General features: G+C 68.5%; 18 protein-coding genes and 3 pseudogenes. 14 read left to right on the forward strand and 7 right to left on the reverse strand.

The features are described 5' to 3' along the window. Positions 1–10: 10 nt before the first annotated feature. The 4 genes from GBG68_RS07835 to GBG68_RS07850 all read left to right on the forward strand — a co-directional run bounded on the left by GBG68_RS07835 (position 11) and on the right by GBG68_RS07850 (position 4246). Positions 11–733, forward strand: a complete 723-nt coding sequence (locus tag GBG68_RS07835) for a TorF family putative porin (protein ID WP_152146388.1) — start codon at positions 11–13, stop codon at positions 731–733. A gap of 160 nt (positions 734–893) precedes the next feature. Continuing rightward, entirely contained in the window at positions 894–2522 is a 1629-nt protein-coding gene (gene rmuC / locus GBG68_RS07840; protein WP_226801723.1) for a DNA recombination protein RmuC, read from the forward strand. Positions 2523–2595: 73 nt separating this feature from the next. Further along, positions 2596–3627 (forward strand): helix-turn-helix transcriptional regulator, encoded by a 1032-nt coding sequence (locus tag GBG68_RS07845; protein ID WP_152146389.1) that lies wholly within the window; start codon positions 2596–2598, stop codon positions 3625–3627. A 70-nt stretch (positions 3628–3697) separates the two neighbouring features. Then, the gene (locus tag GBG68_RS07850; RefSeq protein ID WP_152146390.1) at positions 3698–4246 is read left to right on the forward strand and encodes a hypothetical protein; all 549 of its coding nucleotides are present in this window, start codon (positions 3698–3700) and stop codon (positions 4244–4246) included. A gap of 166 nt (positions 4247–4412) precedes the next feature. On the opposite strand, the gene GBG68_RS07855 is transcribed toward GBG68_RS07850, so the two are convergent. From GBG68_RS07855 to GBG68_RS07870, 4 genes are all read right to left on the reverse strand, one after another. After that, the gene (locus tag GBG68_RS07855) at positions 4413–4640 is read right to left on the reverse strand and encodes a hexameric tyrosine-coordinated heme protein (protein WP_152146391.1); all 228 of its coding nucleotides are present in this window, start codon (positions 4638–4640) and stop codon (positions 4413–4415) included. Between the two features lie 697 nt (positions 4641–5337). Continuing rightward, positions 5338–6114, reverse strand: a complete 777-nt coding sequence (locus GBG68_RS07860) for a ferredoxin--NADP reductase (protein WP_152146392.1) — start codon at positions 6112–6114, stop codon at positions 5338–5340. A gap of 46 nt (positions 6115–6160) precedes the next feature. After that, positions 6161–6739 carry a hypothetical protein gene (locus GBG68_RS07865; protein WP_152146393.1) on the reverse strand — a complete coding sequence of 193 codons (579 nt, stop codon included), beginning with the start codon at positions 6737–6739 and terminating at the stop codon, positions 6161–6163. Between the two features lie 17 nt (positions 6740–6756). Beyond that, on the reverse strand, positions 6757–9003 hold the full coding sequence (locus GBG68_RS07870; RefSeq protein WP_152146394.1) for a nitrite/sulfite reductase: 2247 nt from the start codon (positions 9001–9003) through the stop codon (positions 6757–6759). 332 nt (positions 9004–9335) lie between these two features. Between GBG68_RS07870 and GBG68_RS07880 the strand changes: the two genes are divergently transcribed. From GBG68_RS07880 to GBG68_RS14655, 8 genes and pseudogenes are all read left to right on the forward strand, one after another. Continuing rightward, positions 9336–10562: an efflux RND transporter periplasmic adaptor subunit gene (locus tag GBG68_RS07880; protein ID WP_226801724.1), complete on the forward strand. Its 1227-nt coding sequence runs from the start codon at positions 9336–9338 to the stop codon at positions 10560–10562. Continuing rightward, positions 10559–11776 (forward strand): ABC transporter permease, encoded by a 1218-nt coding sequence (locus GBG68_RS07885; RefSeq protein WP_226801726.1) that lies wholly within the window; start codon positions 10559–10561, stop codon positions 11774–11776. The genes GBG68_RS07880 and GBG68_RS07885 overlap by 4 nt, the downstream gene beginning before the upstream one ends. Beyond that, entirely contained in the window at positions 11769–12476 is a 708-nt protein-coding gene (locus GBG68_RS07890; RefSeq protein ID WP_152146396.1) for an ABC transporter ATP-binding protein, read from the forward strand. The genes GBG68_RS07885 and GBG68_RS07890 overlap by 8 nt, the downstream gene beginning before the upstream one ends. Before the next feature lie 109 nt (positions 12477–12585). Continuing rightward, positions 12586–13296 carry a 7-cyano-7-deazaguanine synthase QueC gene (queC, locus tag GBG68_RS07895; RefSeq protein WP_152146397.1) on the forward strand — a complete coding sequence of 237 codons (711 nt, stop codon included), beginning with the start codon at positions 12586–12588 and terminating at the stop codon, positions 13294–13296. Next, positions 13293–13925, forward strand: a complete 633-nt coding sequence (gene queE, locus GBG68_RS07900) for a 7-carboxy-7-deazaguanine synthase (protein WP_152146398.1) — start codon at positions 13293–13295, stop codon at positions 13923–13925. The genes queC and queE overlap by 4 nt, the downstream gene beginning before the upstream one ends. Further along, positions 13922–14203: pseudogene (locus GBG68_RS14645) on the forward strand (6-carboxytetrahydropterin synthase); the annotation flags it as partial. The gene queE and the pseudogene GBG68_RS14645, both read left to right, overlap by 4 nt. Positions 14204–14266: 63 nt before the next feature. Next, positions 14267–14632: pseudogene (locus GBG68_RS14650) on the forward strand (6-pyruvoyl trahydropterin synthase family protein); the annotation flags it as partial. 24 nt (positions 14633–14656) lie between these two features. Then, a pseudogene (locus GBG68_RS14655) lies at positions 14657–15022 on the forward strand (6-pyruvoyl trahydropterin synthase family protein); the annotation flags it as partial. 54 nt (positions 15023–15076) lie between these two features. Here GBG68_RS14655 and GBG68_RS07910 read toward each other — a convergent pair. Further along, positions 15077–15736 (reverse strand): thermonuclease family protein, encoded by a 660-nt coding sequence (locus GBG68_RS07910; protein WP_152146400.1) that lies wholly within the window; start codon positions 15734–15736, stop codon positions 15077–15079. Between the two features lie 272 nt (positions 15737–16008). On the opposite strand from GBG68_RS07910, the gene GBG68_RS07915 reads away from it, so the two are divergent. Then, entirely contained in the window at positions 16009–16422 is a 414-nt protein-coding gene (locus GBG68_RS07915) for a hypothetical protein (RefSeq protein WP_152146401.1), read from the forward strand. Positions 16423–16484: 62 nt separating this feature from the next. After that, a complete protein-coding gene (locus GBG68_RS07920) occupies positions 16485–21095 on the forward strand; it encodes an outer membrane beta-barrel protein (protein ID WP_152146402.1) in 4611 nt (1536 codons plus the stop codon). 154 nt (positions 21096–21249) lie between these two features. Here the strand turns inward: GBG68_RS07920 and GBG68_RS07925 are convergent, their stop codons facing one another. Both GBG68_RS07925 and GBG68_RS07930 read right to left on the reverse strand, forming a co-directional pair. After that, positions 21250–21696 (reverse strand): DUF6789 family protein, encoded by a 447-nt coding sequence (locus tag GBG68_RS07925; RefSeq protein WP_152146403.1) that lies wholly within the window; start codon positions 21694–21696, stop codon positions 21250–21252. Between the two features lie 126 nt (positions 21697–21822). Then, positions 21823–22950, reverse strand: a complete 1128-nt coding sequence (locus GBG68_RS07930; protein ID WP_152146404.1) for an RNA methyltransferase — start codon at positions 22948–22950, stop codon at positions 21823–21825. Positions 22951–22999 lie beyond the last annotated feature (49 nt).

Genomic DNA, 22999 nt, shown 5'->3' on the forward strand with positions numbered 1-22999 from the left:
GGTATTACCAATGAGCTTCACCCGCAAGACCACCACCACCGCTTCCGTGTGCGCGCTGCTGGCCGGCACCGTCGCCCTGCCGGCCCAGGCCGAGCTCAGCGGCAACATCGGCGTCGTCTCCGAGTACGTGTTTCGGGGTATCACCAACGCGCCGGAGAACGACGACGCCGCCGTGCAGGGCGGCCTGGACTGGGCCCATGATTCGGGCTTCTATCTGGGCTACTGGGGCTCCAGCCTGGGTTACAGCGACGAGAGCGGGGGCGGCTTCGAGAGCGATTTCTACGGCGGCCATGCCGGCTCGCTGGGCATGTTCAGCTACGACGTGGGCCTGATCTACTACCACTACACCAACATCGACGACGCGGATGTGCCGGAATTCGCCGCCAGCCTGGGGCTGGGCCCGGTGAGCCTGGGCGTCAATGTGCTGCTGGATGACGTGGTCTGGGGCAACGAAGGCGACGCCTACTGGACCCTGGGCTTCGCGTACGACCTGCCCAAGGACTTCAGCTTCGCCGCCACCGCCGGTTTCTACACCTATGAGGACAGCGGTGAGTTCATCGCCAGCAGCGCCGAGAGCAGCGGCTTTCGCCACCTGGATCTGAGCCTGAGCCGGCCCATCGGCGACACGGGGGCGGAGATGCGCCTGACCTACATCGTCGGCGGAGAAGACCGCGATGGCGTGGAGCAGGACGACGCCGTGGTGCTGGGCCTGAGTTACAACTTCGACATCTGACCAGCGGCGCGGCCCCTCGCCGCGATGCCGCGAGGCGAAATCCAGGGGGCGGCGTCAACAGCCGTCCCGGATTCCGCTTCGCGGCATCGGAGCCACAGGCGTTGTCCGTGCGGCACAATTTGTCGCCCGCAGGCGCTACACTGGCCGGCTATCAAGACCGATGATCAGTCTGCAGGGGGATGTGGTGAGCGAAACTCAGAGTCTGATGGTGTTGGCCGCGCTGCTGTTGGCCGGCGTGGTGCTCTTGCTGGGGCTGTGGCTGCGCGCCAGCCGGGCCGCCGCGGCCCTGGGCGAGCAGCTGCGCCACCGCGACGAGATGCTGCAGGCCGAGCGCGACGCGGCCGCCGAGGCCCGCGAGCAATCGAGTGCCCGGGAGAGCGAGCTGGCCGAGCTGCGCACCCGCCATGCGGTGCTGGAGGCCCGTGCCGATAACGAGGCGCGACGCCTGAACGATGAGCGCGAGCGGCTGCAGGCGCTGGAGGGCCAGCTGGAGCAGGCCCGCGCCGAGGCCCGCCAGAGCGAACAGACCCGCGCCGAGCTGGCCGAGCAGCTCGCCACCCTGCGCAGCCGCCGGGCCGCCGACCAGGAGCATTACGAAGCCCGCCTGAAGGAGCTGGACCAGCACAAGGCCGCGCTCAAGCAGGAGTTCGAGAACCTGGCCAACAAGATCTTCGAGGCCAAGAGCGAAACCTTCTCCCAGCGCAACCGCGAATCCCTGGACGCGCTGCTCAAGCCCTTCCGCGAACAGATGGGGGAGTTCAAGCAGAAGGTGGAGCACGTTCACGTGGAGAGCAGCAAGCAGCAAAGCGCCATGCAGACCGAGCTCAAGCAGCTGCAGAACCTGCACCAGCAGATGAGCCGGGAGGCCAACGAGCTGGCCACCGCCCTGAAGGGCCGGGCGAAGATGCAGGGCAACTGGGGCGAGATGGTGCTGGAGAACGTGCTGGACCGCTCCGGCCTGCGCCTGGGCAGCGACTACAAACGCGAAGTCTCCATCACCGACGAGCAGGGCAAGCGTGCTCGCCCCGATGCGGTGGTCTACCTGCCCCAGGAGCGCCATCTGATCATCGACGCCAAGGTCTCGCTGAACGCCTATACCCGCTTTGTGAACGCCGAGGACGAGCTGGAGCGGCGCCAGGCGCTGAAAGAGCACGTGGAGGCCATGGGCGCGCGCATCCGCGAACTGGCCGACCGGGACTACCACAAGCTCGACGGGCTGAAATCCCCGGACATGGTATTCATGTTCGTACCCATCGAATCCGCCTTCGTGGAAGCCCTGAAGGCCGACGAGACCTTGTTCCAGAAGGCTGTCGAGAACAACGTGCTGGTGGCCACCCCCACCACCCTGCTCACCAGCCTCAACATCGTCCGCCAGCTCTGGCGCTTCGAGGATCAGAACAAGCACAGCGCCGAGCTCGCCAAGAAGGCCGAGCGGGTCTACAAGAAGTTGAAGACCTTCCTCGGCAGCTTCGAGGATGTGAAAAAAGGCCTGGACCGCGCCCAGGATGCCTACAGCAAGGCCGAGCGCCAGCTGGTGGCCGGCCCCGGCAACCTGATCAAGCAGGCCAACGAATTTCGGGAGCTGGCCCCGGCCATCCGCGACCAGCTGCCGCAGTATTTCACCGAGAAGGCGGAGCTGGAATTGGACTACGACGCCGAGGCTGGCGAGGAATACGCCCTGGAGGCCCCGGCGCTGCCGCGGGAGGAAGCGGCTGGGGATACCGCGGGCGCTGTGGGCGAGGAATCCGCGGTCGATGCCGACTCGGCCGAGGAACAGGCCTCGGGCTGAGCTACGGCCGGGGCGACCCCGGCTTGCTATGCTGTCGGCGCCGAACAGCAACAACCGCCGGACTTCGCGACCCATGGCCCGCATACACGACACCCTCGCCCGTCACCACAAGCTGTTGCAGCTGCTGCCCACCTATCCCCGGCGCGCCACCGCCCAGGAGCTGCGGGCGTCCCTCGGCGAGGAGGGTTTCGAGGTCACCCTGCGCACGCTGCAGCGGGACCTGCACCAGCTCTGGGCCAGCGGCGAGTTCGCCATCCACCGGGATGATCGGGACAGCGTCTACGGCTGGGCCTGGGAGCGGGACGTGCGCCGGGTGGAAGACCCGGCGGCGATGGACAGCCACCGGGCCCTGTTGTTCAAGATCATGCGTGACTATAGCCGTCACCTGCTGCCGCCCCACACCCGGGAGCGCTTCGAGCCCATCTTCCACAGTGCCCAGCAGTTTCTCGACCAGCGCAGCGAACTCTCGCCCAGCTGGCTGTGGACCCAGCGCGTGCGTGTGCTGCCGCCGGGCCAGCGGCTGCTCCCGCCCAGTGTCGATGCCGCGCTGGTGGAGACCCTCTACGAGGCGCTGATGGGTGACCATCGGGTGCGGCTGCGCTATCGCACCCGCTCGCGGAGCGGCGAGTTGCGTGACTACGAGCTCACGCCGCTGGGCCTGGTGTTTCGCGACGAGACCGGGCTGTACGGCTACCTGCTCGGCTGCAAGCCCGGCGAGAGCCGAGCCAAACAGTTCGCCCTGCACCGCATCGAACAACTGGAACTCACCGATCTGCCGGCGGCCCCCCCTGCCGATTTCGATCTGGACGAGTACATCGCCCAGGGCGGCTTCGATGTCCTGCTCAGCGAGCAACGCCTGGCGCTGGAGCTGCGCCTGAGCGAGCAGTTGGCGGTGCATCTGGAGGAGCGACCGCTGAGCGCGGATCAGCACTTGCGCCGGGATGAGGAGGGCCGCTGGCGTCTGCGGGCCACGGTGCCGGATACCCGGCAATTGCGCTGGTGGTTGGCGGGCCTCGGTGATGGCGTACAGGTGCTCCAGCCCCAGGGGCTGCGTGATGAGCTGGTACGCGGCCTGCAGGCCGCCCTGGCCGCCTACCAGGACTGAAGCCGCCGCGACACCGTCCGTCGCCCGGCGCCGCTAGCCTGTACCCGGACTCGCTAGCCATGGCAGACACATGCGTACCCTTCGGCCGCGTACCGCGCCGCTCGCCGCCCCGCGCCGACTGGTGGCGCTGGGGATCACCGTCAGCGGCGCCCATGACCCGGCCTGCGCCCGCCTGATCGAGCTGGCCTGCCTGGAGCTGATCGACGGGGTCAGCAGCGGCCGCTCCTACCATGTCTTTGTCGACCCCGGCCATCCGCTGCCCTGGCACAGTCTGCGGGAGCAGCGGATGGCCGGGCGGCCGGAGCAAGTGCCCACGTTCGCATCACTGGCCGATGACTGGCTCGCCTGGCTCGGGGATGCGCCTTTGTTGCTGACCCGGGCGGATTTCGTGCTGGCGGTGCTGCGCGGTGAGTTGCAGCGAGTGGGGCGGAGCCTGCCCCGCGGCGGCTGGCTGGATTTACCCGCCTTGGGGCTGGAGGAGCAGGGCTATCTGTCCCGCGCCGTGCGGCGACTGGGGCTGGCGGATGCGCCCGGGGGCAGCGGGGCGGTGCAGTCGGCGGCCTTGCTGGCGGCGGTCTATCGCCGTGGAGGGGTATCCGGCCAGACCGACAGGCGGTGATAGCCGCCGGTCGATCCCCTGCGCCGGCGGATCCATGCCCTTGGGCACCGACAGGTGCCGGGAGACGGTGTTGCTGAAGGTCTCATCGGCCTCCAGCATTTGTCGGGTTTCGGCGTGGCGGGACACGGTCCAGCCCTGGCCTACTCTGTAGGCGGCCGGGCAACGCCTAGCGCCAGTAGTCGTTGGCGGCGGCGACGGTCTGGTAGTGGGTGGCGACCACCTGGGAGACGGCGATCAGGCTGTCGGCGTCCCGGGCATAGACCTCCCGCAGCTCATCGCGCACCTGGGCGTCGGGTTGGGTCAGCTTGATGGCCACGCGAGCGAGTTTGACGGCGAGTTCGTAGCCTTCCTGGGGGGTATCGGTGATCAGGGACGGCAGCCAGGTTTCGCTCATGGGTCTCTCCTCCAAGGCATACGAAAAATACATCTTACGGGGTGATCGCGAACCCTCGCAAGGCAGGTCGGTGGCGGGAGCATTCGGGATGGCTTGAGAAGCCGGGAATTAGCGTCGGTGCCGGTCGCCGTGTGCGGGTGGGCCCTGGGGGTTCCACGGCTTGGCCCCGGCTCCGCCGGGGCTCCCCTCGCTCCTCGGTCTGAGCGGCGTTCCGCGAACTCGCTTCGCTCAGACAGCGCTCCACTTCATCCGCTCAGCCCTGCGGGGCTCGGCTGCGCCAACGAACCCCCAGGGCCCACCCGCACACGGCTCCACGAACCTGGCGGTTGCTTCTCGGCGGAGAGAGAGGAAGCCCGGTTCTGCCGGGCCCTGCGGGACTAGGCCGGTGCGACAGTGCGCGGATGCGCACTTTTCCGCTTTCCTGCTTTGCTACTTTCGGGTGGGATAGGCGCCGACAGAGGGGGTTCTGGGGTGGGTGTGGTCTCGGGCGGCCGTCGATGCAGCCGAGCATCGCAGCCGGAAAGGGATCAGCGAGCAGCTTGTTTGAGCGAAGCGAGTTTGCTGCTCGCCCCTTTCCGGCGAGAAGCGCAGGGTAGCCCGGCGCAGCCGGGCCAAATCGTGGGCCGCCCGAGACCACGCCCACCCCAGAACCGGCACCAAGACCACAGATCCGATCTACCGGCCTTTTCCCAGCGCCTCATTTTTCGACAAAGGCGCGTTCCACCACGTAGTCGCCCGCCGAGCCGGTGCGCGCCGAGACTTCGAAGCCGCGCCTATCCAGCAGCGCGCAGAGGTCTTCCAGCATGGCCGGGCTGCCGCAGAGCATGATTCGGTCCTGTGCCGGGTTGAGCTCCGGCAGGCCCAGATCGGCGCTCATCCGGCCGCTTTCGATCAGGTCGGGGATGCGGCCCTGGGTAGGGTAGTCCTCCCGGGTCACCGTCGGGTAGTAGCGCAACTGCCGGCGCACCTGCTCGCCCAGTTGCGGATGCTGGGGCAGTTCTTCGCGGATGTAGTCGGCGTAGGCCAGATCACTGATCTCGCGCACGCCGTGGACCAGCACCACCTTGTCGAAGCGGCGGTAGGTTTCGGGGTCGCGGATAATGCTCATGAACGGCGCGAGCCCCGTGCCGGTGCTGAGCAGGTAGAGGTGCTTGCCCGGGCGCAGATCGTCCAGCACCAGGGTGCCCACCGGCTTGCGGCTGACGATCACCTGGTCGCCGGCTTTGAGATGGCGCAGCCGCGAGGTGAGCTGGCCCTCGTCGAGCTTGATGGAGAAGAACTCCAGATGGTCGTCGGCATCGGTGCTGACCATGCTGTAGGCCCGCATCACCGGGCGGCCGTCGATCTTCAGGCCCAGCAGCAGAAACTGCCCGTTGCGAAAGCGCAGCTCCTCCGGGCGGGTGCAGCGGAAGCTGAACAGGCTGTCGTTCCAGTGATGGACGTCGAGGACGGTTTCGTAGCCCAGTGCCGCCATGAGGCCCTTGCTCCTGTCATCAAGCCGGCTTGAGCAGCGAGCGCGCTCAGGCGTCCAGCCGCTCCAGCAGGGTGTCGGGGTCGGCCGCCGCCAGGGCCTTGACCCGGACCGAGAAGCGCTCCCGAGGGTCGGGCTCCCGGGCCAGTTCATAGCCCTGAGGATAGAGCCGGTCGAGCAGGGCCCGCAAGGCCGGTTCCAGGGCCTGGAAGGTCTGCTCGGTGTTGGGGGCGGCCAGCCGGTCGTTGGCGAAGAACTCCAGCTCTTCCCCGGGGAAGGCCAGTTCCGCGCCCAGCGCCTGCTCGGCGGCCAGCTGGCGGGCGGCCTGCAGGGCCCGGCGGGTGCTGGTGCCCAGGCGCTCGGCCAGATCGCCGTCCTGGGGGTGCTTGGCGTAATAGACCATGCCCCGGCGGCCCTTGGTCTCGTCGTAGCCGTAGTTGCCGTCGTGGGCGATGATCAGCACCCCCGGGCCGTGGTGCATATGGCTGTAGTCGGCGACGTCGATCAATATCCCATCCAGGGTGCCGCCTTGTATCCAGCGGTGGAATACGGGGATCAGGCCCACCAGGTCGACGCCACCGCCGCTTTCCCGGGCCGGGAGTTTCACACCGATCTTGTGCAGGTTCATAGGCTTGCTCTCCGAGCTCAGGCGCCGGTGGCGCGCTGGGGTTGTTCGTCCAGCCGTGCCTGGCAGGCGTAGGCGGCCTCGATGAACAGCTGGGTTTCCTCCAGCAGGTGGCGGGCGTCGTCTTCGCGATAGGCCCGGTCACGGTCCTCGTGGCGGCGGAACAGGTACTGGGCGAACTTGCCGCCGGCAAAGCGATCCTGGAACAGGCCGCTGTCGTAGAGCCGGGTGCGGAACTCGCTCACCAGGGTGTCGGCATCGGTGGCCACGTCCGGCTTCTGGGTGCGCACCAGCGCCTTGGCGGCCTCCAGCATGGCGGCGTAGGCGGTCTCGTCGGCCTTGCGGTAATCGTGCTCCTCCAGCGCGATCTGGCCCTCGAAGTGCAGCCGTTCGGCCTCCTGCAGGTCGAAGTCGATGCGCGAGATCACCGCGCCGGCGCACTCACCGGTGCCGATGTCGCTGATGTTGAATTCCCGGGCATCACGCCAGTCGGTGTAATAGGAGCGGTCCAGCGCCTTGGGCGGCACCTTGCTGAATTCCTCCAGCACCGGCTTGAGGCCCTTCTTGCCCAGACGCTTGATGTAGTCGGGGAAGCGCTCCTCGCCCTCGCGCTGCTCCAGATACAGGCTGGTGAGCCGGTCGACGAATTCCGGTACCCGCCTGGAGGGGATGGCGCCGATGGTCTGACCGTATTCGTGGGCGTTGTTCTCCCGCCGGGCACCCAGCACGGCACGGAAATGGGGCACGGTGGTGCCCTCCATCTTGCGCGAGACGCCGTAGAAGCCCAGATCGGCGATGTGGTGCTGGCCGCAGGAGTTGAAGCAGCCACTGACCTTGATCTGCAGCTCCCGCACCTTCGGGTCCAGCTGCTCGGATTTGGCGGCGAGCCGCTCCGACAGTTCCGCGGCCAGCCCCCGGGAGGAGGCGATGCCCAGCTTGCAGGTGTCGGTGCCCGGGCAGGAGGTGACGTCGGTGATGGTGCCGGCGCCGGCCTGACCCAGGCCGATGGCCTGCAGATCGGCATGCAGGGCCGGCAGATCCGCCTCGCTGACCCAGCGCAGGACGATGTTCTGGTCCACCGTGCCGCGGATGTGGCCGCCGTTGTAGCGCCGGGCGATGTCGGCCAGCTGACGGCCCTGCTGGGAGGTGAAATCCCCCAGCGGCAGGGTCGCCATGGCGATGGCGTAACCGCTCTGGCGCTGGCGATAGGTGTTGCTCGCCCGCCAGGCCTCGAACAGGGCGTCGTCGGTGGGGCCCAGTGCCTCGCCGGGCTTGGCCGGCTGCTCGCCGTAGGCGGCCACCTCTTCGAGGAAGGCGGTCCAGGCCGGGTCCTCGGGCAGCTGCTCCAGCTCCTTGATGACCTCGGCGCGGAAGTCTTCGATGCCCCATTTGTGGACCAGGAACTTCATCCGCGCCCGGCCGCGGTTCTTCTTCTCGCCGTAGCGGGCGAACACCCGGGAGATGGCCTGGGCCAGCGGCAGGATCTGCTCTTCGGGGACGAACTCGTCGAACAGCTTGGCCTGGTAGGGCACCGGCCCCAGACCGCCGCCGACGTAGACGGCAAAACCGCGCCGACCCTGCTCGTCGAGCTTGGCGATGTAGCCCAGATCGTGCAGCGAGGTCAGGCCGCAGGCGTCGCCGGCGCAGCCGGAGAAGGTGACCTTGAACTTGCGGCCGAAGTCCTGGGTGTCCTGGTGACCGAGCAGAAAGCGCATGGCCGCCCGGGCATAGGGGGTGACGTCGAAGGTCTCGCCGCGGCAACAGCCGGCCTTGTGGCAGGCGGTGATGTTGCGCACCGAGTTGCCGCAGGCCTCCCGGGAGGTGATGCCCACCGCCGCCAGCCGGCGCATCAGGTCCGGCGTGTCCTCGATGTGCACATAGTGCAGCTGGATGTCCTGGCGGGTGGTGACGTGGCAGACGGCGTCGGAGTATTCCTCGGCCAGGTCGCTCAAGACTTCCAGCCGCTCGGGGCTGAGCTCGCCGAAGGGGATCTTGATGCGCATCATCCCCGGCGCGTCCCACAGGGTCTCGGGGCCCTTGCGCAGATCACCGCAGGGGAAGCCCAGGGTGCGCTGGGCGATGCCGTCGTGGCGCTGGCCGTTGTCATAACGCTGGCCGTAGACGCCGCGGCGCAAACGGGTCTCCTGGAAGAGGTTGTCCTCGATCTTGCCCTGCTTTCTCAGCTCGAGCTGCTGTTGATAGGCGTCGATTTCCCGGGTCAGTTCCGGGTCGGTCCGCTCCGCCAGGCGCTCTTTCCAGCTGGTCATTGGCTCATCCCATTTCAGGTCATGGTGAACCGGGAAGGGTACGGAACAGCGGATGAGTTGCGCTAATATGCTCTTGCTATAAGTATATGGACTTGGGTTCCTTTGATCCGGGGCAAGCCCGGCGGCGAAGCGTGGGAGAGCCCTTGCCTCCGGCGCTGGCCCAGGCCATTCAGCAAGGCAGCAACATCGGCGCTGCGCGCCCCAAGGCCTGTTGGGCGACCGCGGCCGCAAGCGAGTAGCAAAGCGTTCCTCCAGTACCGACCTCTACCGCGTGGTGAAGGCGGAGTGCGTGGCCATGGGGCTTGCTGGTGGGTTGGACCTGGAGACATGCCGTGCGCAAAAGCCCTTGTTTGATGGCGGTGCTGATGGCGGCCCTGGTGGTCGCCGTGGGTTTCGGCGCCTATCGATGGTGGCAGGGCCCGCAGGTTCAGGGCTACCTGGTGGCCCAGGGCCCGCTGGTGCAGACCGTGGTCGCCACGGGGCGGGTCGTGCCGGTTTCCCGCGCTCAGCTGGGCAGCGAGATCGCCGGCGTGGTGCTGCAGGTGTTGGTGCGCGAAGGCGATACCGTCGCGCCCGGCGAGCCGCTGTTGCGGCTCGATGCCGGGGAGATTGCCGCCCAGGTTCGCCAGGCCGAGGCGGCGCTGGCTGAGCTGGAAACCAGCACCCGCCCCCAGGCGGAGCTGGCGCTGGCCCGCGCCGAAACCGAGCTCGCCCAGGCCCGGCGGGAAGCGGCCCGGCGGCGGGCGCTCGCCCGGGAGTCCATGGTCCCGCGAGAGGCGCTGGAGCAGGCCGAGCAGGCACTGACCCTGGCGCGCAACGCGCTGCAGACCGCCCGCCTGCGCCTTCAGGCCCTGGCACCGGGCAATGCCCGGGAGCGACAGTTGCGCGAGCAGCTCGCCGCCCTGCGCGCGCGGCTCGAGAAGACCGTGCTGCGTGCTCGGGTGGGCGGCACCGTGCTTACCCGCGATGTGGAGCCAGGTGATCTGGTACAGCCGGGTCATGTGTTGTTCACCCTGGCGCTGGGCGGGGGTACGGAGATACGCGTACCCCTGGACGAGCGCAATCTCGCCCGGCTCGCCTTGCATCAGCCGGCCACCGTGATCGCCGATGCCTACCCGGCGCAGCCCTTCCCGGCCCGCCTCGCTTTCATCGCGCCCGGCATAGACCCCCAGCGGGGCACCGTGGAGGTGCGACTGGCCGTGGACCCGGCCCCGGATTTCCTGCGCCAGGACATGACGGTGTCGGTGAACATCGAAACCGGCCGCCGCGAGCAGGCACTGGTCGTGCCGAACGACGCCCTGGACGAAGAACAGATCGGCCGCGCCCGGGTCTGGCTGCTGCGTGAGGGGCGGGTGAGGCGCCGGGTCGTGACCCTGGGGCTGCGCGGCCTGGCGATGAGCGAGGTGCTGGCCGGGCTGCGCGCGGGGGATCGGGTGCTGGCCGATGGCGCCGCGGCGCTGGCCGAGGGCGCGCGGGTGCGTTTTTCAGAGCGCGCGCCGCCGGCCGGTGGCGAGGATGAGCGTGCCAGCCGCAACGAGTTGCCGGTGAGCTTCAATTGAGCCCGCGCCTGCTCTGGACCGACTGGACCATTGCGCTGGGCTTTCTGCGCGAGGGGCGCGTCCAGTCGCTGATGATCACCGTGGGGGTCGCCGTGGGGGTGGCGGTGATCGTGTTCATCACCGCTCTGATCCAGGGGCTGCAGGCCAATATCATCGAGCGCACCCTGGGCACCCAGTCCCACATCCGCCTGCTCGCGCCGGACGAGATCAACCGGGTGCTGCCCGCCGCGCCGGGGACCGTGCAACTGCTGCAGGAGGACAAGCGCGCCCAGCGGCTGCGCTCCATCAACAACTGGCAGCAGCTGCTCGACACCCTCGACCGGCTGCCGCAACTGCGCGCCGTCTCCCCCGTGGTGTCGGGGCCGGCCTTCGCCCGGCGGGGGGACGCGGTGGTGTCCGTGGCGCTGACCGGCATCGACCTGGCGCGCTACCAGCGGATCATTCCGCTGAGTCGTTATCTGGTCGACGGCCGGCTGCGGCTGGGTGCCGACGAGGCGCTGATCGGCAGCGTGCTGGCCGAGGACCTGGGGCTGCGGGTGGGCATGAAGCTGCGTCTGGAGACCGGCGAGCAGCAGAGTTCCGTGGTGAACGTCGCGGGGATTTTCCAGCTGGGCGTGCGGGAGCTGGACGCCCGCTATGTGTATCTGGGCCTCAAGCAGGCCCAGCCACTGCTGGACCTGCCCGGCGGGGTGACGGTGATCGACCTGACCGTGGCGGAGATCTTCGCGGCCGAGCGCATCGCCGAGCGGGTAGGGCGGCTGACCGGGCTGAAGGCGGAGAGCTGGATCCAGACCAACGCCCAGTTGATGAATGCCCTGAGCGCACAAAGCCTGTCCACCAATATGATCATCGTCTTCGTGGCGATTTCCGTGGCCTTCGGCATCGCCAGCGTGCTGTCGGTGAGCGTGGTCCAGCGCACCCGGGAGATCGGCATCCTGCGGGCCACGGGCGCCACCCGGCCGCAGATCCTGCGGGTGTTCCTGATCCAGGGTGCCCTGTACGGGCTGTTCGGCGCCGTACCGGGCTGCGCGGCCGGTTATCTGCTGGTGTGGGTGTTCAATACTTACGGGCCGGGGCTGTTCCAGGTCCCGATCCCGGCGATGCTGGTGGTGCCGGCGCTGTTGCTGGCTACCCTCACCGGGGTGCTGGCGGCGGCGGTGCCCGCGCGCCGGGCCGCCCGCCTGGACCCGGTGGTGGCGATACGTTATGTCTGAGGCAGACCATGAGGTGCTGCGCCTGGCGGCGCTGCGCAAATCCTACAATGTGGGCCGGCCCAACGAGGCCGAGGTGCTGCATGGCCTGGATCTGCGCATCGGCCGGCGGGACTTTGCCGCCCTGATCGGCCCCTCCGGCTCGGGCAAGAGCACCTTGCTGAATCTCATCGGCCTGCTCGATCGGCCCAGCAGTGGCGAGCTTTATCTGCTGGGTCGGCCCACCCGCGACATGGATGACGCCGCCCGCACCGCCTTGCGCGGTCACCGGATCGGTTTCGTGTTCCAGTTCCACCACCTGATCCAGGCCTTCAGCGCGCTGGACAATGTGCTCATGCCGCTGATGCTGGCCCGGGGCAAGCCGGACCGCGCCGCCCGTGACCGTGCCCGCGCGCTGCTGGCGGCCGTGGGGCTGGAGCAGTACGCCGATGTGAGGCCCGGTGAACTCTCCGGCGGCCAGCAACAGCGCATCGCCATCGCCCGGGCGCTGATCACCGAGCCCGCCCTGCTGCTGGCCGACGAGCCCACCGGCAACCTGGACACCCGAACCGCGGCCGAGGTGTTCGAGCTGTTCCGCCGCTTCAATCGCGAGCGCGATTGCGCGGTCCTGCTGGTGACCCACGACCCGCGTCTCTCCGCCACCTGCGATCGCACCATCAATCTGGTGGACGGGCGCATCGTGAGCGATGAGCCGCGTCCCTGACGATGCGCCCGCCGGCCCGCCCCGGGCCCTGCGCGGGCCGGCGCTTCAGGGGGTACAATATGCCGCCCCGGCCACGCCGGGGAACGTCTGGCTTTGAGGGAGGCGGAGCATGGCTCTGCAGGATGATCACGCACTGGTGCTGCTCTCCGGTGGGCAGGATTCGCTCACCTGTCTGGCCTGGGCGCTGGCGCGTTATGCCCACGTGGAGAGCATCGCGTTTCGCTACGGGCAGCGCCATGCCGTGGAGTTGGACTGCCGCGTGCGCGCGCTGAGCGCCTTGCGCCGGGGCTTCCCCGAGTGGGCGCCGCGCCTGGGGCAGGATCATCTGCTGGATGTCAGCGCCCTGGCCGAACTGGGCGAGACCGCCATGACCGAGGACGTAGCGATCCGCATGAACGACGATGGCTTGCCCAACACCTTCGTGCCCGGGCGCAATCTATTGTTCCTCACCTATGCCGCCGCACTGGCCTACAGGCGCGGCATCCGCCACATCGTCACCGGCGTGTGCGAGACCGATTTCTCCGGCTACCCCGATTGTCGCGACGACACCATCAAGGCGCTGCAGGTGGCGCTGAACCTCGGCACGGACCGCCGCTTCGTGCTGCACACCCCGCTTATGTGGCGTGACAAGGCCGACACCTGGCGGCTGGCCGAAAGCCTTGGCGGCGAGGCGCTGGTGGATCTGATCCGCGAGGAAAGCCACAGCTGTTATCTGGGTGATCGCAGCCGGCACCACGCCTGGGGTTACGGCTGCGGCGAGTGCCCGGCCTGCGAGTTGCGCGCCGGCGGCTGGGCGCGCTATCGCGAGGGCGCGACATGAGCTACAGCGTCAAGGAAATCTTCCACACCCTGCAGGGCGAGGGTGCCCAGGCCGGGCGCGCGGCGGTGTTCTGCCGCTTTGCCGGCTGCAATCTCTGGTCCGGCCTGGAGCGGGACCGGGCCGGCGCCCAGTGCCGGTTCTGCGATACGGATTTCATCGGCACAGACGGCCCGGGGGGCGGCAAGTTCGCCGACGCGGATGCCCTGGCCGCCGCTATCGAGGCCTGCTGGCAGGGCGGGGAGGCGCATCGCTACGTGGTCTGCACCGGCGGCGAGCCCCTGCTGCAACTGGACGCGGCCCTGATCGATGCCCTGCACGCCCGCGGTTTCGAGATCGCCGTGGAGACCAACGGCACCCTGGAGCCGCCGCCGGGGCTGGACTGGGTCTGTGTCAGCCCCAAGGCCGGCAACCCGCTGCGGCTTACCCGGGGTGACGAGCTGAAGCTGGTCTATCCGCAGCCTGGCCTGGAGCCCGCGCAGCTGGAGCAGCTCGATTTCCGGCACTTCTTCCTCCAACCCATGGACGGCGCGCAGGCCGAGGCCAACACCCGCGCCACCCTGGACTACTGCATGCGCCACCCACGCTGGCGGCTGAGCGTGCAGACCCACAAATACCTGGGCTTCGCATGAGCGATCACGAACAACTGCTGCATTTGGCCAGTGCCCCCTTCGAGGCCGCCCGCCGGGTGCGGATCCTCCCCCCCGAGCACCCCTCGCGGCGGCTCCACGGCCACAGCTTCCTGGCCAAGCTGCGCCTGCCCGCCGTACCCGGCCAGGCCCTGCGCGGCGATGAGCCCGAAGCGCTGCAGGCGCGGCTGCGCGCGGCGGTGGCGGCGCTGGATTATCGCGATTTGAACGAGCTGCTGGAGGTGCCCACCGACGAGAACCTCGCCCGCTGGCTGCGGGCCCGCCTGGACGCCCCCGAAGGGGCGGTCCTCGGCGTGCAGAGCACCCGCGAGCAGGGGGTGGATCTGGACCGGCGGGAGCGCGCCCATGTCTGGCGACGCTTTCGCTTCGAGGCCGCCCACCAGCTGCCCCATGTGCCCGCAGGCCATCAGTGCGGACGCATGCACGGCCACGGCTTCGAGGTGATCCTGCATGCCGCGGTGGACATGCCCGATGAGGAGCTGGGGGTGGATTACGACCTGCTGGGCGAGCTGTGGGCGCCGCTGCAGGCGCGGCTGCACTTGCGCTGCCTCAACGATATTCCGGGGCTGGAGAACCCCACCAGCGAGGTGCTGGCGGGCTGGATCTGGCGTGAGCTCAAGCCGCGCTTCGCGGCGCTCTCCTGGGTGAGTGTCTACGAAACCGCCACCGCCGGCTGCCATTTCGATGGCAGGCGTTACAGCATCTGGAAGGAGCAGCGTTTCGAGTCGGCCCTGCGGTTGACACGCGTGGCCGAGGGCGATCCGCGCCGGGCCCTGCACGGGCACAGTTATTTGCTGCGCCTGCATCTGAGCGCGCCGCTGGATGCGGTGCTGGGCTGGACGGTGGATTACGGCGAGGTGAAGGCGCTGTTCAAGCCGTTCTACGCGCAGCTGGATCACCACACGGTGTCGGATCTGCCGGGGATCGGCGAGGAGGGCTCGGCGGGGATCGCGCGCTGGGTGCGCCAGGAGCTCTCGCCCAGCTTGCCCCAGCTGGACCGGGTGGATGTGTTCGAGCAGCCGGGCTGTGGGGTGGCGCTGGCCTGGGGGGCGGAGCGCAGCCCGATTCTGCCGGTGTAAGGGGCTGCTTGCCGGAGCCGGTTCAGGATTTCATGGGTGCCGCGTGACCCATGTTCACCGGCACAGCGCCTCGCAAGGCACCCCGTCCCCATCCCCGTCCAGCCGGCTCAGGCCGCATTGGCGCAGATGAAAGCGCGCCTCTTCGCAACTGCTCATCTCCCGGCACCAGGTTTTCTCCCCACAGCCCGCGGGGGCGTTCGCCGCCGGCGGGCGGGGGCGGCGGCGCTGGGCGCGCCAGTCCCAGGGCGGTGTGCGTTGGGCTTCGGGCAGCGCCCACAGCCCGCGGCGCGCGCCGCGGGCCTGTTGCTCCAGTTGCAGCAAGCTGGGGTCGTCGTTGTAGCGGCGGTACACCCAGGCCGCGCCACGCCGGACCATCTCGGCGTTCACATCCAGCCCGTCCCGGGCGCGGTAGAGGCGCCCCACCAACCGGCCGTAGCGGTCCACATCGCTCACCAGCACTTGCACCGGCTCCTGAAATACCAGCTCCGCCAGGGCCTGGCGGGCGCGGCTGCCGTAAGGCTGGGCGCGCTCCGGGGTGTCTATGCTCGCCAGGCGCACCTTCAGCCGCTGGCGCTCGGCGGTGAGCACGGTGACGGTGTCGCCGTCGGCGAGGGCCACCACGGTGCCGTGACGGTAGTCGGCGGCCGTTACCTGGCCAGCGCTCAGCAGGAGCAGTAGCAGCAAGACGAGGCAATGACGGAAGGGCTGGCGCATGGCGTAACTGTAACGCAGTCGTAACAGGGCGGGAATCCGCCTGGAGCGGCTCGCGGCCTTGGGGAGCGTTGGTTTTGAGGAGCCTGGGGAGTGCGCAGCGCGATGGGCAGCCCGGCCTACGCGGCGGGCTGAGACAAATTGAGACAAATTGAGACTGACATCACGCTTTTCCATCGCCGACACTGCCCGGTCAGCTCAGATAACCGCGCAGTACGGACGCCGCGACACTGGTTCGGCACGGATGCCTTCACCGTTGACGGAATGTGGGTGTCATGCCGAAGTTTACAGTACCGACCTTTTTCTCGCGCGTCGTATCCGCGCCGGCCTGTGTCTTGTTGGCATGCACCCTGCTGCCTGCCGCCGCGGCGGCTGAGACGGGTCGGGTGGAAAAGGCGATCCCGATGGAGGCGCATCAAGGCTATTTCCGCGAGGAGTGCCTGGAACTGGCCGCCGGGCAGGGATTGGATTACCGCTTCGAGACGCCCCACCGCGTGGATTTCAACCTCCATTACCATCCGCCGCAAGGGGGGATGGAGTACGCCGACCGTGGTGTGATCAGCGGCGTCCATCGCGGCCAGCTGGCCGCGGTACAGGAGGCGGGCGTGTACTGCTTCATGTGGACCAATACCGCCGCCGCCGAGGCCGCCTACCGCCTTGAACTCGATTATCGCCGGCTGACCGACTGAGTCGCCCCGCCGGCAACACATTGGATCTCATGAAGCACCACGTCCGTTCCGGGGGAAGCGCCATGCGCATCACAAGACACCGTTATTTCCTGACCATGCTGTTGCTCGCGGGCTTCGCCCTGGCCGCGCCTGGCGTAACCGAGGCCAGCCATTTCCGTGGTGGGCTGATCAGCTGGCAGCCGGTCGACCTGGACGGTGACGGCCAGCGCAATGACGTGGTGGTCACGGTGAAGACCGCCTGGCGACTGAACGCCGAGAACAGCGTGACCACGCTGGCCTCTAGCAACGGTGACGGCGCCGCCGCGCCCAGCTTCACCCAGTTGAGCGAAAGCACGTTCGATATCGGCGGCAAGTACACCCTGCAGACGACCCGCCTGGAGGCCCGGGATCTGGATCCCACGGTGGATTACCTGGTCTTTTATTCCAGCTGTTGTCGTATAGGGAATCTGGAGAACAACGCCAACGGCAGCTTCAAGATCCAGACGATCATCGCCCTGAACAACGGCAACCGGGCGCCGCAGATCGAGATGCCCATCATCGTCGATGTGCCGCAAAAGGACGCCGACGGCAATACGCTGGCGAACTGGACCTATCAGGTCAACGCCACCGACCCTGATGCCGACCGGGTGGCATACCGTCTGGCCAATGCTGACGAAATGGGTGGCGGCAGCAATCCGGCCGGGGTGGCGATCGACAGCAGCACCGGTCTGATCACCTGGACGGGCTCGGGCAGCGCGTCCGCGGGCCTGTACAGCGCCGGTTTCGTCGTCGAGGACCTGGCCGGCGACGGCTCGGTGCGTTCCAAGACCCACGTGGATCTGATCTTCAACCTGGTGGATGCGCAGGCCAGCAGCTACACGCTGGATCCGCGCGTGCCCAGCACCGGCAACGTGGTGGTACAGAAGGGCGACAGCTTCGAGTTCGACATCAGCGGCGCGGCCATAGACACCATCAGCCTGGGCGACATCCAGGGCGCGCTGACCGAGCCGTCCGAGAACCGTTACCGCTTCGAGCCGGGCGAGTTCGGCACCGGCCTGGAGCCCGGCACTTACCCCATCACCTTCGACATCCAGGAGGCCGGCAAGGCGAGCAGCTACGCCACGATCAATTTCATCGTGCCCGACCCCGATGCGCCGCAGGTGCAGAATCTCAACGGCGATCAAGCCTTCTTCAACCTCGCCGACGGCAACCCCGTCGCCGTCGACGTGGGCGCCAATGCACTGCTCAGCGATCCGCCGGACAACCTCGACCTGAACGGCGGTTACCTCAAGCTGAACATGAGCTCCGGTGAGGCGAAGGACCAGCTGAGCATCAGCGACCAGGGCAACGGCCCGGGTCAGGTGGGCGTCGCCGGCAACACGGTCAGCTACGGCGGCCAGGCCATCGGCAGCATCGACGCTACCGAGAACGGCAACGGCGCGGCGCTGCGGGTCGCCTTCAATACCGCGGATGCCACCATTCCCGCCGTACAGGCGATGCTGCGGGCGCTCCGCTACGGGCACAGCGACGGCACCGCCGCCCCCCAGGGCGAGCGCCCCATGGCGCTGTACCTGGAAGACGCCGACGGCAAGAGCAATGCCCTGAACCTGTCGGTGCTGCTGGACCGCGACAGCGACGGCGACGGCATCCCCGACAGCATCGAAGGCACCGGCGACGCCGACGGTGACGGTATCCCCAATCACCTGGATCTGGACAGTGACGGTGACGGCATCCCCGATGCCGAGGAGGGGTATGAGGATATTGACTTCGACGGCATCCCCAACTTCCTGGATCTGGACAGTGACGGCGACGGCGTGCCTGATTCGCAAGAGCGGGACACCGAGGGCACCGACCCCTACGACGCCGGTGATTTCGTGGACAGCGACGGCGACGGCGTGCCGGACTACGTGGAGAACGCCGACGGCACCGACCCCAACGATGCCGCTGACTACCGCGACAGCGACGGCGACGGTGTGCCCGATTATGTGGAAACCCGTGCCGGCACCGACCCGAATGATGCCGCCAGCTATACGGATGGCGATGGCGACCAGGTGCCCGATTACGTGGAGACCCACCTGGATGGCACCGACCCCGGTGATGGTGCCGACTACAAGGACAGTGACGGCGACGGCGTGCCGGATCGCGTGGAACTGATCGCCGGCACCGACCCGGGCGACCCGGCGGATTATCCCGACAGCGATGGCGATGGTGTGCCGGATTACGTGGAGACGTTCCGTGACGCCACCGATCCGAATGATGCCGGCAGCGCCAAGGACAGCGACGGCGACGGCGTGCCGGACTACGTGGAGACCGAGCTGGACGGCACCGACCCGGCCGATGACCGCAGCTATGCCGACAGTGACGGCGACGGCGTCCCGGATTTTGTGGAAGTGCACGTCGACGGCACCGACCCCCACGATGGCGGCGATTTCCGCGACAGCGACGGCGACGGCGTGCCCGATCATGTGGAGCGGCTCGAAGGCACCGATCCCCACGACGGCAGCGATTTCCCCTTCATCGAGGCCAGCGAGAACGCCACCGGGCTCTACACCCGGGTAAGCCTGGATCGTCTGGTCGCGCTGGGTCTGATCGGTGAGGCGGACCGTGCCGCCTGTTGCGGCGATTACCCCAGCAGCGGCGGTGATCCGCTGTTCCCGCCGGGCCGCAACGTGCTCACCTGGGCCGGCGACGGGCGCAATGTGCTCAAGCTGAACCCGCTGGTGTCCCTGGGCAAGGATCAGGTGCTCACCGAGGGTCAGAGCGGCAGCTTCAGCATCTACCTCAACGGCGAGGCCCCCAGCTATCCGCTGACGGTGAATTACACCGTAGGCGGCACGGCCGACGGCGCGGACCACGATCTGACGGACGGCAGCGTGAGCTTCGCCGCCGGCGAGCGGGTCAAGACGGTGACCTACAACATCACCGATGACGGCGTCAGCGAGGGCGAGGAGACCATTGTCATCCGCCTGGACGACGCGTTGAATCTGGGCGCCAAGGCCAGTCACACCATCCGCATTACCGAGGCCAATGTGCCGCCTGACGTCACACTGAGCGCGGAGCAGGGCGGCGACACTCGCCAGCTGGTAGGCAACCACGACGGCTTGGTGGTGATCCGCGCCACCGTCAACGACCCCAATAGCGGCGATACGCACCGTTACGACTGGAGCGGCGGCTCGTCACTGCTGGTCGACACCGACGGCGATGCGGAAACCTTCACCCTCGATCCCTCCGCCCTCGCCGCGGGCACCTACAAGGTGCGGGTGACGGTGACCGATGACGGCGTACCGGCGGCGTCCCGCTCCGCCAGCCTGATACTGCGGGTCGTGCAGTCGCTGCCGGTGCTGGATGGCGCCAAAGACAGTGACGGCGACGGCATCGACGATGCCACCGAAGGGCTGGGGGATAGCGACGGCGACGGCATTCCGGACTACCTGGACGCCATCGACGATAGCCATGTGTTGCCCGAGCGGCTGGCGAACCAGCAGTCCTTCCTGGTGGAATGCGCGCCCAGTGCCCGCTGTCGCCTGGGCGAGAACGCCCTGCGAGGTGGCCACGGTGGCGCTCAGATCAGCAGTGAGGAGCTGAGCACGCTGCCGGGCCTGAGGAAAGACCCGGACTATGTCAACGTCGGCGGCACCTTCGACTTCGAGGCCGATGTGCCCACCGTGGGCGCCAGTCTGCAGGTCGTCATCCCGCAGCGCGCTCCGGTGCCGCGTCAGGCGGTCTACCGCAAGTTCCGCAACGGCGGCTGGGGCGACTTCGTCAGCGATGCGCGCAACCGGCTGTACTCCGCCCCGGGTGTGCGCGGTTACTGCCCGCCCCCGGGCGACGCGGCCTGGCAGCCGGGCCTGAGCGCCGGTCACTGGTGCGTGCAGCTGCTGATCGAGGACGGGGGCCCCAATGATGCCGATGGCATCGCCGACGGGGTGGTGGTCGATCCGGGCGGCGTCGGCCAGGCCGCCGATGTGGCGTACAACACCTCCGGCGGCGGTGGGGGCGGTGGCGCCTTGGGCCTGCCCATGCTGCTCCTGTTGCTGGGCGCCGTCCTGGCCCGCTTGCGCGGCGGGCTGCGGCTGCTCGGCGCCCTGGCCCTGATGCTGCTGCTGGCCAGCGGCCCGGCCCGGGCCACGCAGTGGCCCGAGGGGCTGTACCTGACCGGCGCCCTGGGGCATGCCAGCACTGATGTCGGTCGCGCGGATATGCAAAGTCGCTTTGCCGGCGAGGGGATCAGCGCCCAGGTGGAGGACGTGGACGGCGACCGACTCGGCTGGAGCCTGGGGCTGGGCTATGCCCTCGATGATCGCTGGGCGGTGGAGGCCGCTTATCTGGATCTGGGTGAGGTGGAGCTGGATTTCCGCGCACCCAGCACCGACGTGGATCTCGCGGAGGTACATCCGGAATCCGGCCACGGTCTGGCCGTCTCTGGGCTCTTTCGCCATGGGTTGGGCCGCGGGTTCGGGCTGCGGGCGCGGCTGGGTGTGTTCGCGTGGCAGCAGGACTACGACACCGATCGGCGCAATGTGGGCCGGGTGGATGACGACCAGGCCAGCGGCGTCAGCGTCTATGGCGGTCTGGGGCTGGATTACCGGCTCAACGCGGCCTGGCGTCTCAGCGGGGAGTGGCAGCGTTTTGGGTTCGAGCGCGAAGATACCGATTTCTTCGTGCTGGGGCTGGAGTGGCGACCCGCGCGCTGAGCGCCCCCGAACCGGGGCGGCCCCGGGGTCCGGCGACTTCGCCTTCGGCCCCATGGCTCCGGCGCACTAGAGGCATGGCTCCGGCGGGGCAGCGCGGCCGCGCTGCCCTGTAGGGGCTATCGTGCAGCAGGATGATGCTCCTTCGATAGCCGATTCAGAGGCTGCGCAGCCAGTGGAAGCCCCAGCCGAGCACGGCGCCGTAGACCAGGTGTGCCAGCAGGGTCATTATTGGCACCGCGAGCCCGAAGCCCAGCCCGAACAGCCCCGAACCGGCCAGCGGCATGACCACGATCATCAGCAGCAACCAGGCCAGGGTGCCGAACAACAGCCCCTGGCGCAGGCCGCTGTGACGGGGCGCGACGCCGCGGCTCCACAGGGCGAACAGCACGCCCCAAAGCACCACACCGACGAAGAAATGCATCACCCAGCCGCTGAACCGCCGGTCCGGGGTGCCCAGCAGCTCGTTGGCGGCCAGGTTGAGGATCTCGATGGGCTGAAACTCCGTCATGATGCCCATGGACAATCGAAAGACCATCAGCAGGGACAGCACCACGGTGGCGGTCAGCCCCGCCAGTACGCCTCTTCCCAGATCTGCGAGCATAGCCGCCCTCCTGTGCTTGGTGTGGCCGCGGGCGTTGTCGCCTTCAGTCATCCTAGGATATGGAGTCTGCGACCAGACGTGCAACGCGTGGGCCGCGGCGAGTGGAAACGCCGCGGCCCACGCCCCCTACGGCCCCTGATCCGTGTCTTCCCGGCAGGTTTCGCGCCTTGCCGCTTCCAGCAAGGCCACCGCCGCTCGCCACAGTGAAAAGGCGTCGGCCAGGCCGGGCTGAACGTCCACATGGCCGATACCCGAGACCACGAACAGGCGCGCCCGCCCGGGGGCCGCGGCCGCGGCCAGGGCCACGCTGTGCGAGGGCGGGATCACCGGGTCGTCTTCGCCGTGGATCAGTACCAGGCAGGCCTGGAGCGTGGACAGGTCCCGATGCGCCAGGTCCAGGGCACGGATCTCGCGTTGAAGCACCGCCGGCAGTCCCGCGATGAGCGGGGCCACTCGCTCCGGGTCGCGATTGTTCACCAGCGCCAGGACGCGCTGGCCCGCCGGCGTCAGTTGGGCGCGCAGATCGCTGATGTCCGCCCACCTGGCCGTGAGTTTGCGCCGGGCGATGCGTCGCAGCAGTTCCGCGTCCTCGTCGCGGGGGAGCTGCGCGGCATGGCTGGCCAGGATCAGCCAACGGCCCAGTTCATTGGGCGCGCCCGCCGCAGCGCCGAGCGCGTCATGCCCGGTCGTGGCGAAGCGGATGACTTCCACCAGATCATGGTAGCCGCCGATGGCGAGGATGAATTCCGCCTCCGCCCCCTCGGCCATGGCCGCCAGCATGGCGGGCCCCACCGAATAGCTGATGGCGGCCAGGCCCTGCCGGAGTTCGCTGTGCTCGGCAAGGAAGGCCAGGCTGGCGGTGATCGCGTCGACGTCTTCACGGCTGACGGAGAACCGCGTCAGCCCCGGGATCTGGGGGACAAGCACCTGGAAACGGGCCTGGGCGAGCTGGCCGGCGAAGCGGCGCAGTTGCGGGTCCGATTTGCCGTGCCTGGTGAAGCCGTGCACCAGGACAAGTGCGGCGCGTGCTTCACCCGCGGCCGGGTACAGATCCGCTCGGTAGCGCCGCGCCTCGCCGGGGTAGCTGACTTCCCGCGCGGGCGTGGGCAGGGCTTCGGGCGGCGCATCCGCCATGGCCGCCACCAGCCGGGCCGCGCTCCCCCAGCGTTCAAGGTGGCCGCAACCCGCCAGGGTGGCGCACAGCAGCATGAGCCCGGCGGCGCGGGCCCCTCGAGACGCGGAGCTTTTCGGCATGGATACAGGCTTGGGGCACGGTGGCCATGGGATCAATGGCCCGGGGGGC

This window comes from Alkalilimnicola sp. S0819 (assembly GCF_009295635.1).
GTDB lineage: Bacteria > Pseudomonadota > Gammaproteobacteria > Nitrococcales > WHIW01 > S0819.

What these genes read in the sequence shown, in the direction of transcription:
- GBG68_RS07835 (WP_152146388.1), top strand. Translation starts at nt 11, where the DNA reads ATGAGCTTCACCCGCAAGACCACCACCACCGCTTCCGTGTGCGCGCTG.
- rmuC (WP_226801723.1), top strand. Translation starts at nt 894, where the DNA reads ATGATCAGTCTGCAGGGGGATGTGGTGAGCGAAACTCAGAGTCTGATG.
- GBG68_RS07845 (WP_152146389.1), top strand. Translation starts at nt 2,596, where the DNA reads ATGGCCCGCATACACGACACCCTCGCCCGTCACCACAAGCTGTTGCAG.
- GBG68_RS07850 (WP_152146390.1), top strand. Translation starts at nt 3,698, where the DNA reads ATGCGTACCCTTCGGCCGCGTACCGCGCCGCTCGCCGCCCCGCGCCGA.
- GBG68_RS07855 (WP_152146391.1), bottom strand. Translation starts at nt 4,640, where the DNA reads ATGAGCGAAACCTGGCTGCCGTCCCTGATCACCGATACCCCCCAGGAA.
- GBG68_RS07860 (WP_152146392.1), bottom strand. Translation starts at nt 6,114, where the DNA reads ATGGCGGCACTGGGCTACGAAACCGTCCTCGACGTCCATCACTGGAAC.
- GBG68_RS07865 (WP_152146393.1), bottom strand. Translation starts at nt 6,739, where the DNA reads ATGAACCTGCACAAGATCGGTGTGAAACTCCCGGCCCGGGAAAGCGGC.
- GBG68_RS07870 (WP_152146394.1), bottom strand. Translation starts at nt 9,003, where the DNA reads ATGACCAGCTGGAAAGAGCGCCTGGCGGAGCGGACCGACCCGGAACTG.
- GBG68_RS07890 (WP_152146396.1), top strand. Translation starts at nt 11,769, where the DNA reads ATGTCTGAGGCAGACCATGAGGTGCTGCGCCTGGCGGCGCTGCGCAAA.
- queC (WP_152146397.1), top strand. Translation starts at nt 12,586, where the DNA reads ATGGCTCTGCAGGATGATCACGCACTGGTGCTGCTCTCCGGTGGGCAG.
- queE (WP_152146398.1), top strand. Translation starts at nt 13,293, where the DNA reads ATGAGCTACAGCGTCAAGGAAATCTTCCACACCCTGCAGGGCGAGGGT.
- GBG68_RS07910 (WP_152146400.1), bottom strand. Translation starts at nt 15,736, where the DNA reads ATGCGCCAGCCCTTCCGTCATTGCCTCGTCTTGCTGCTACTGCTCCTG.
- GBG68_RS07915 (WP_152146401.1), top strand. Translation starts at nt 16,009, where the DNA reads ATGCCGAAGTTTACAGTACCGACCTTTTTCTCGCGCGTCGTATCCGCG.
- GBG68_RS07920 (WP_152146402.1), top strand. Translation starts at nt 16,485, where the DNA reads ATGCGCATCACAAGACACCGTTATTTCCTGACCATGCTGTTGCTCGCG.
- GBG68_RS07925 (WP_152146403.1), bottom strand. Translation starts at nt 21,696, where the DNA reads ATGCTCGCAGATCTGGGAAGAGGCGTACTGGCGGGGCTGACCGCCACC.
- GBG68_RS07930 (WP_152146404.1), bottom strand. Translation starts at nt 22,950, where the DNA reads ATGCCGAAAAGCTCCGCGTCTCGAGGGGCCCGCGCCGCCGGGCTCATG.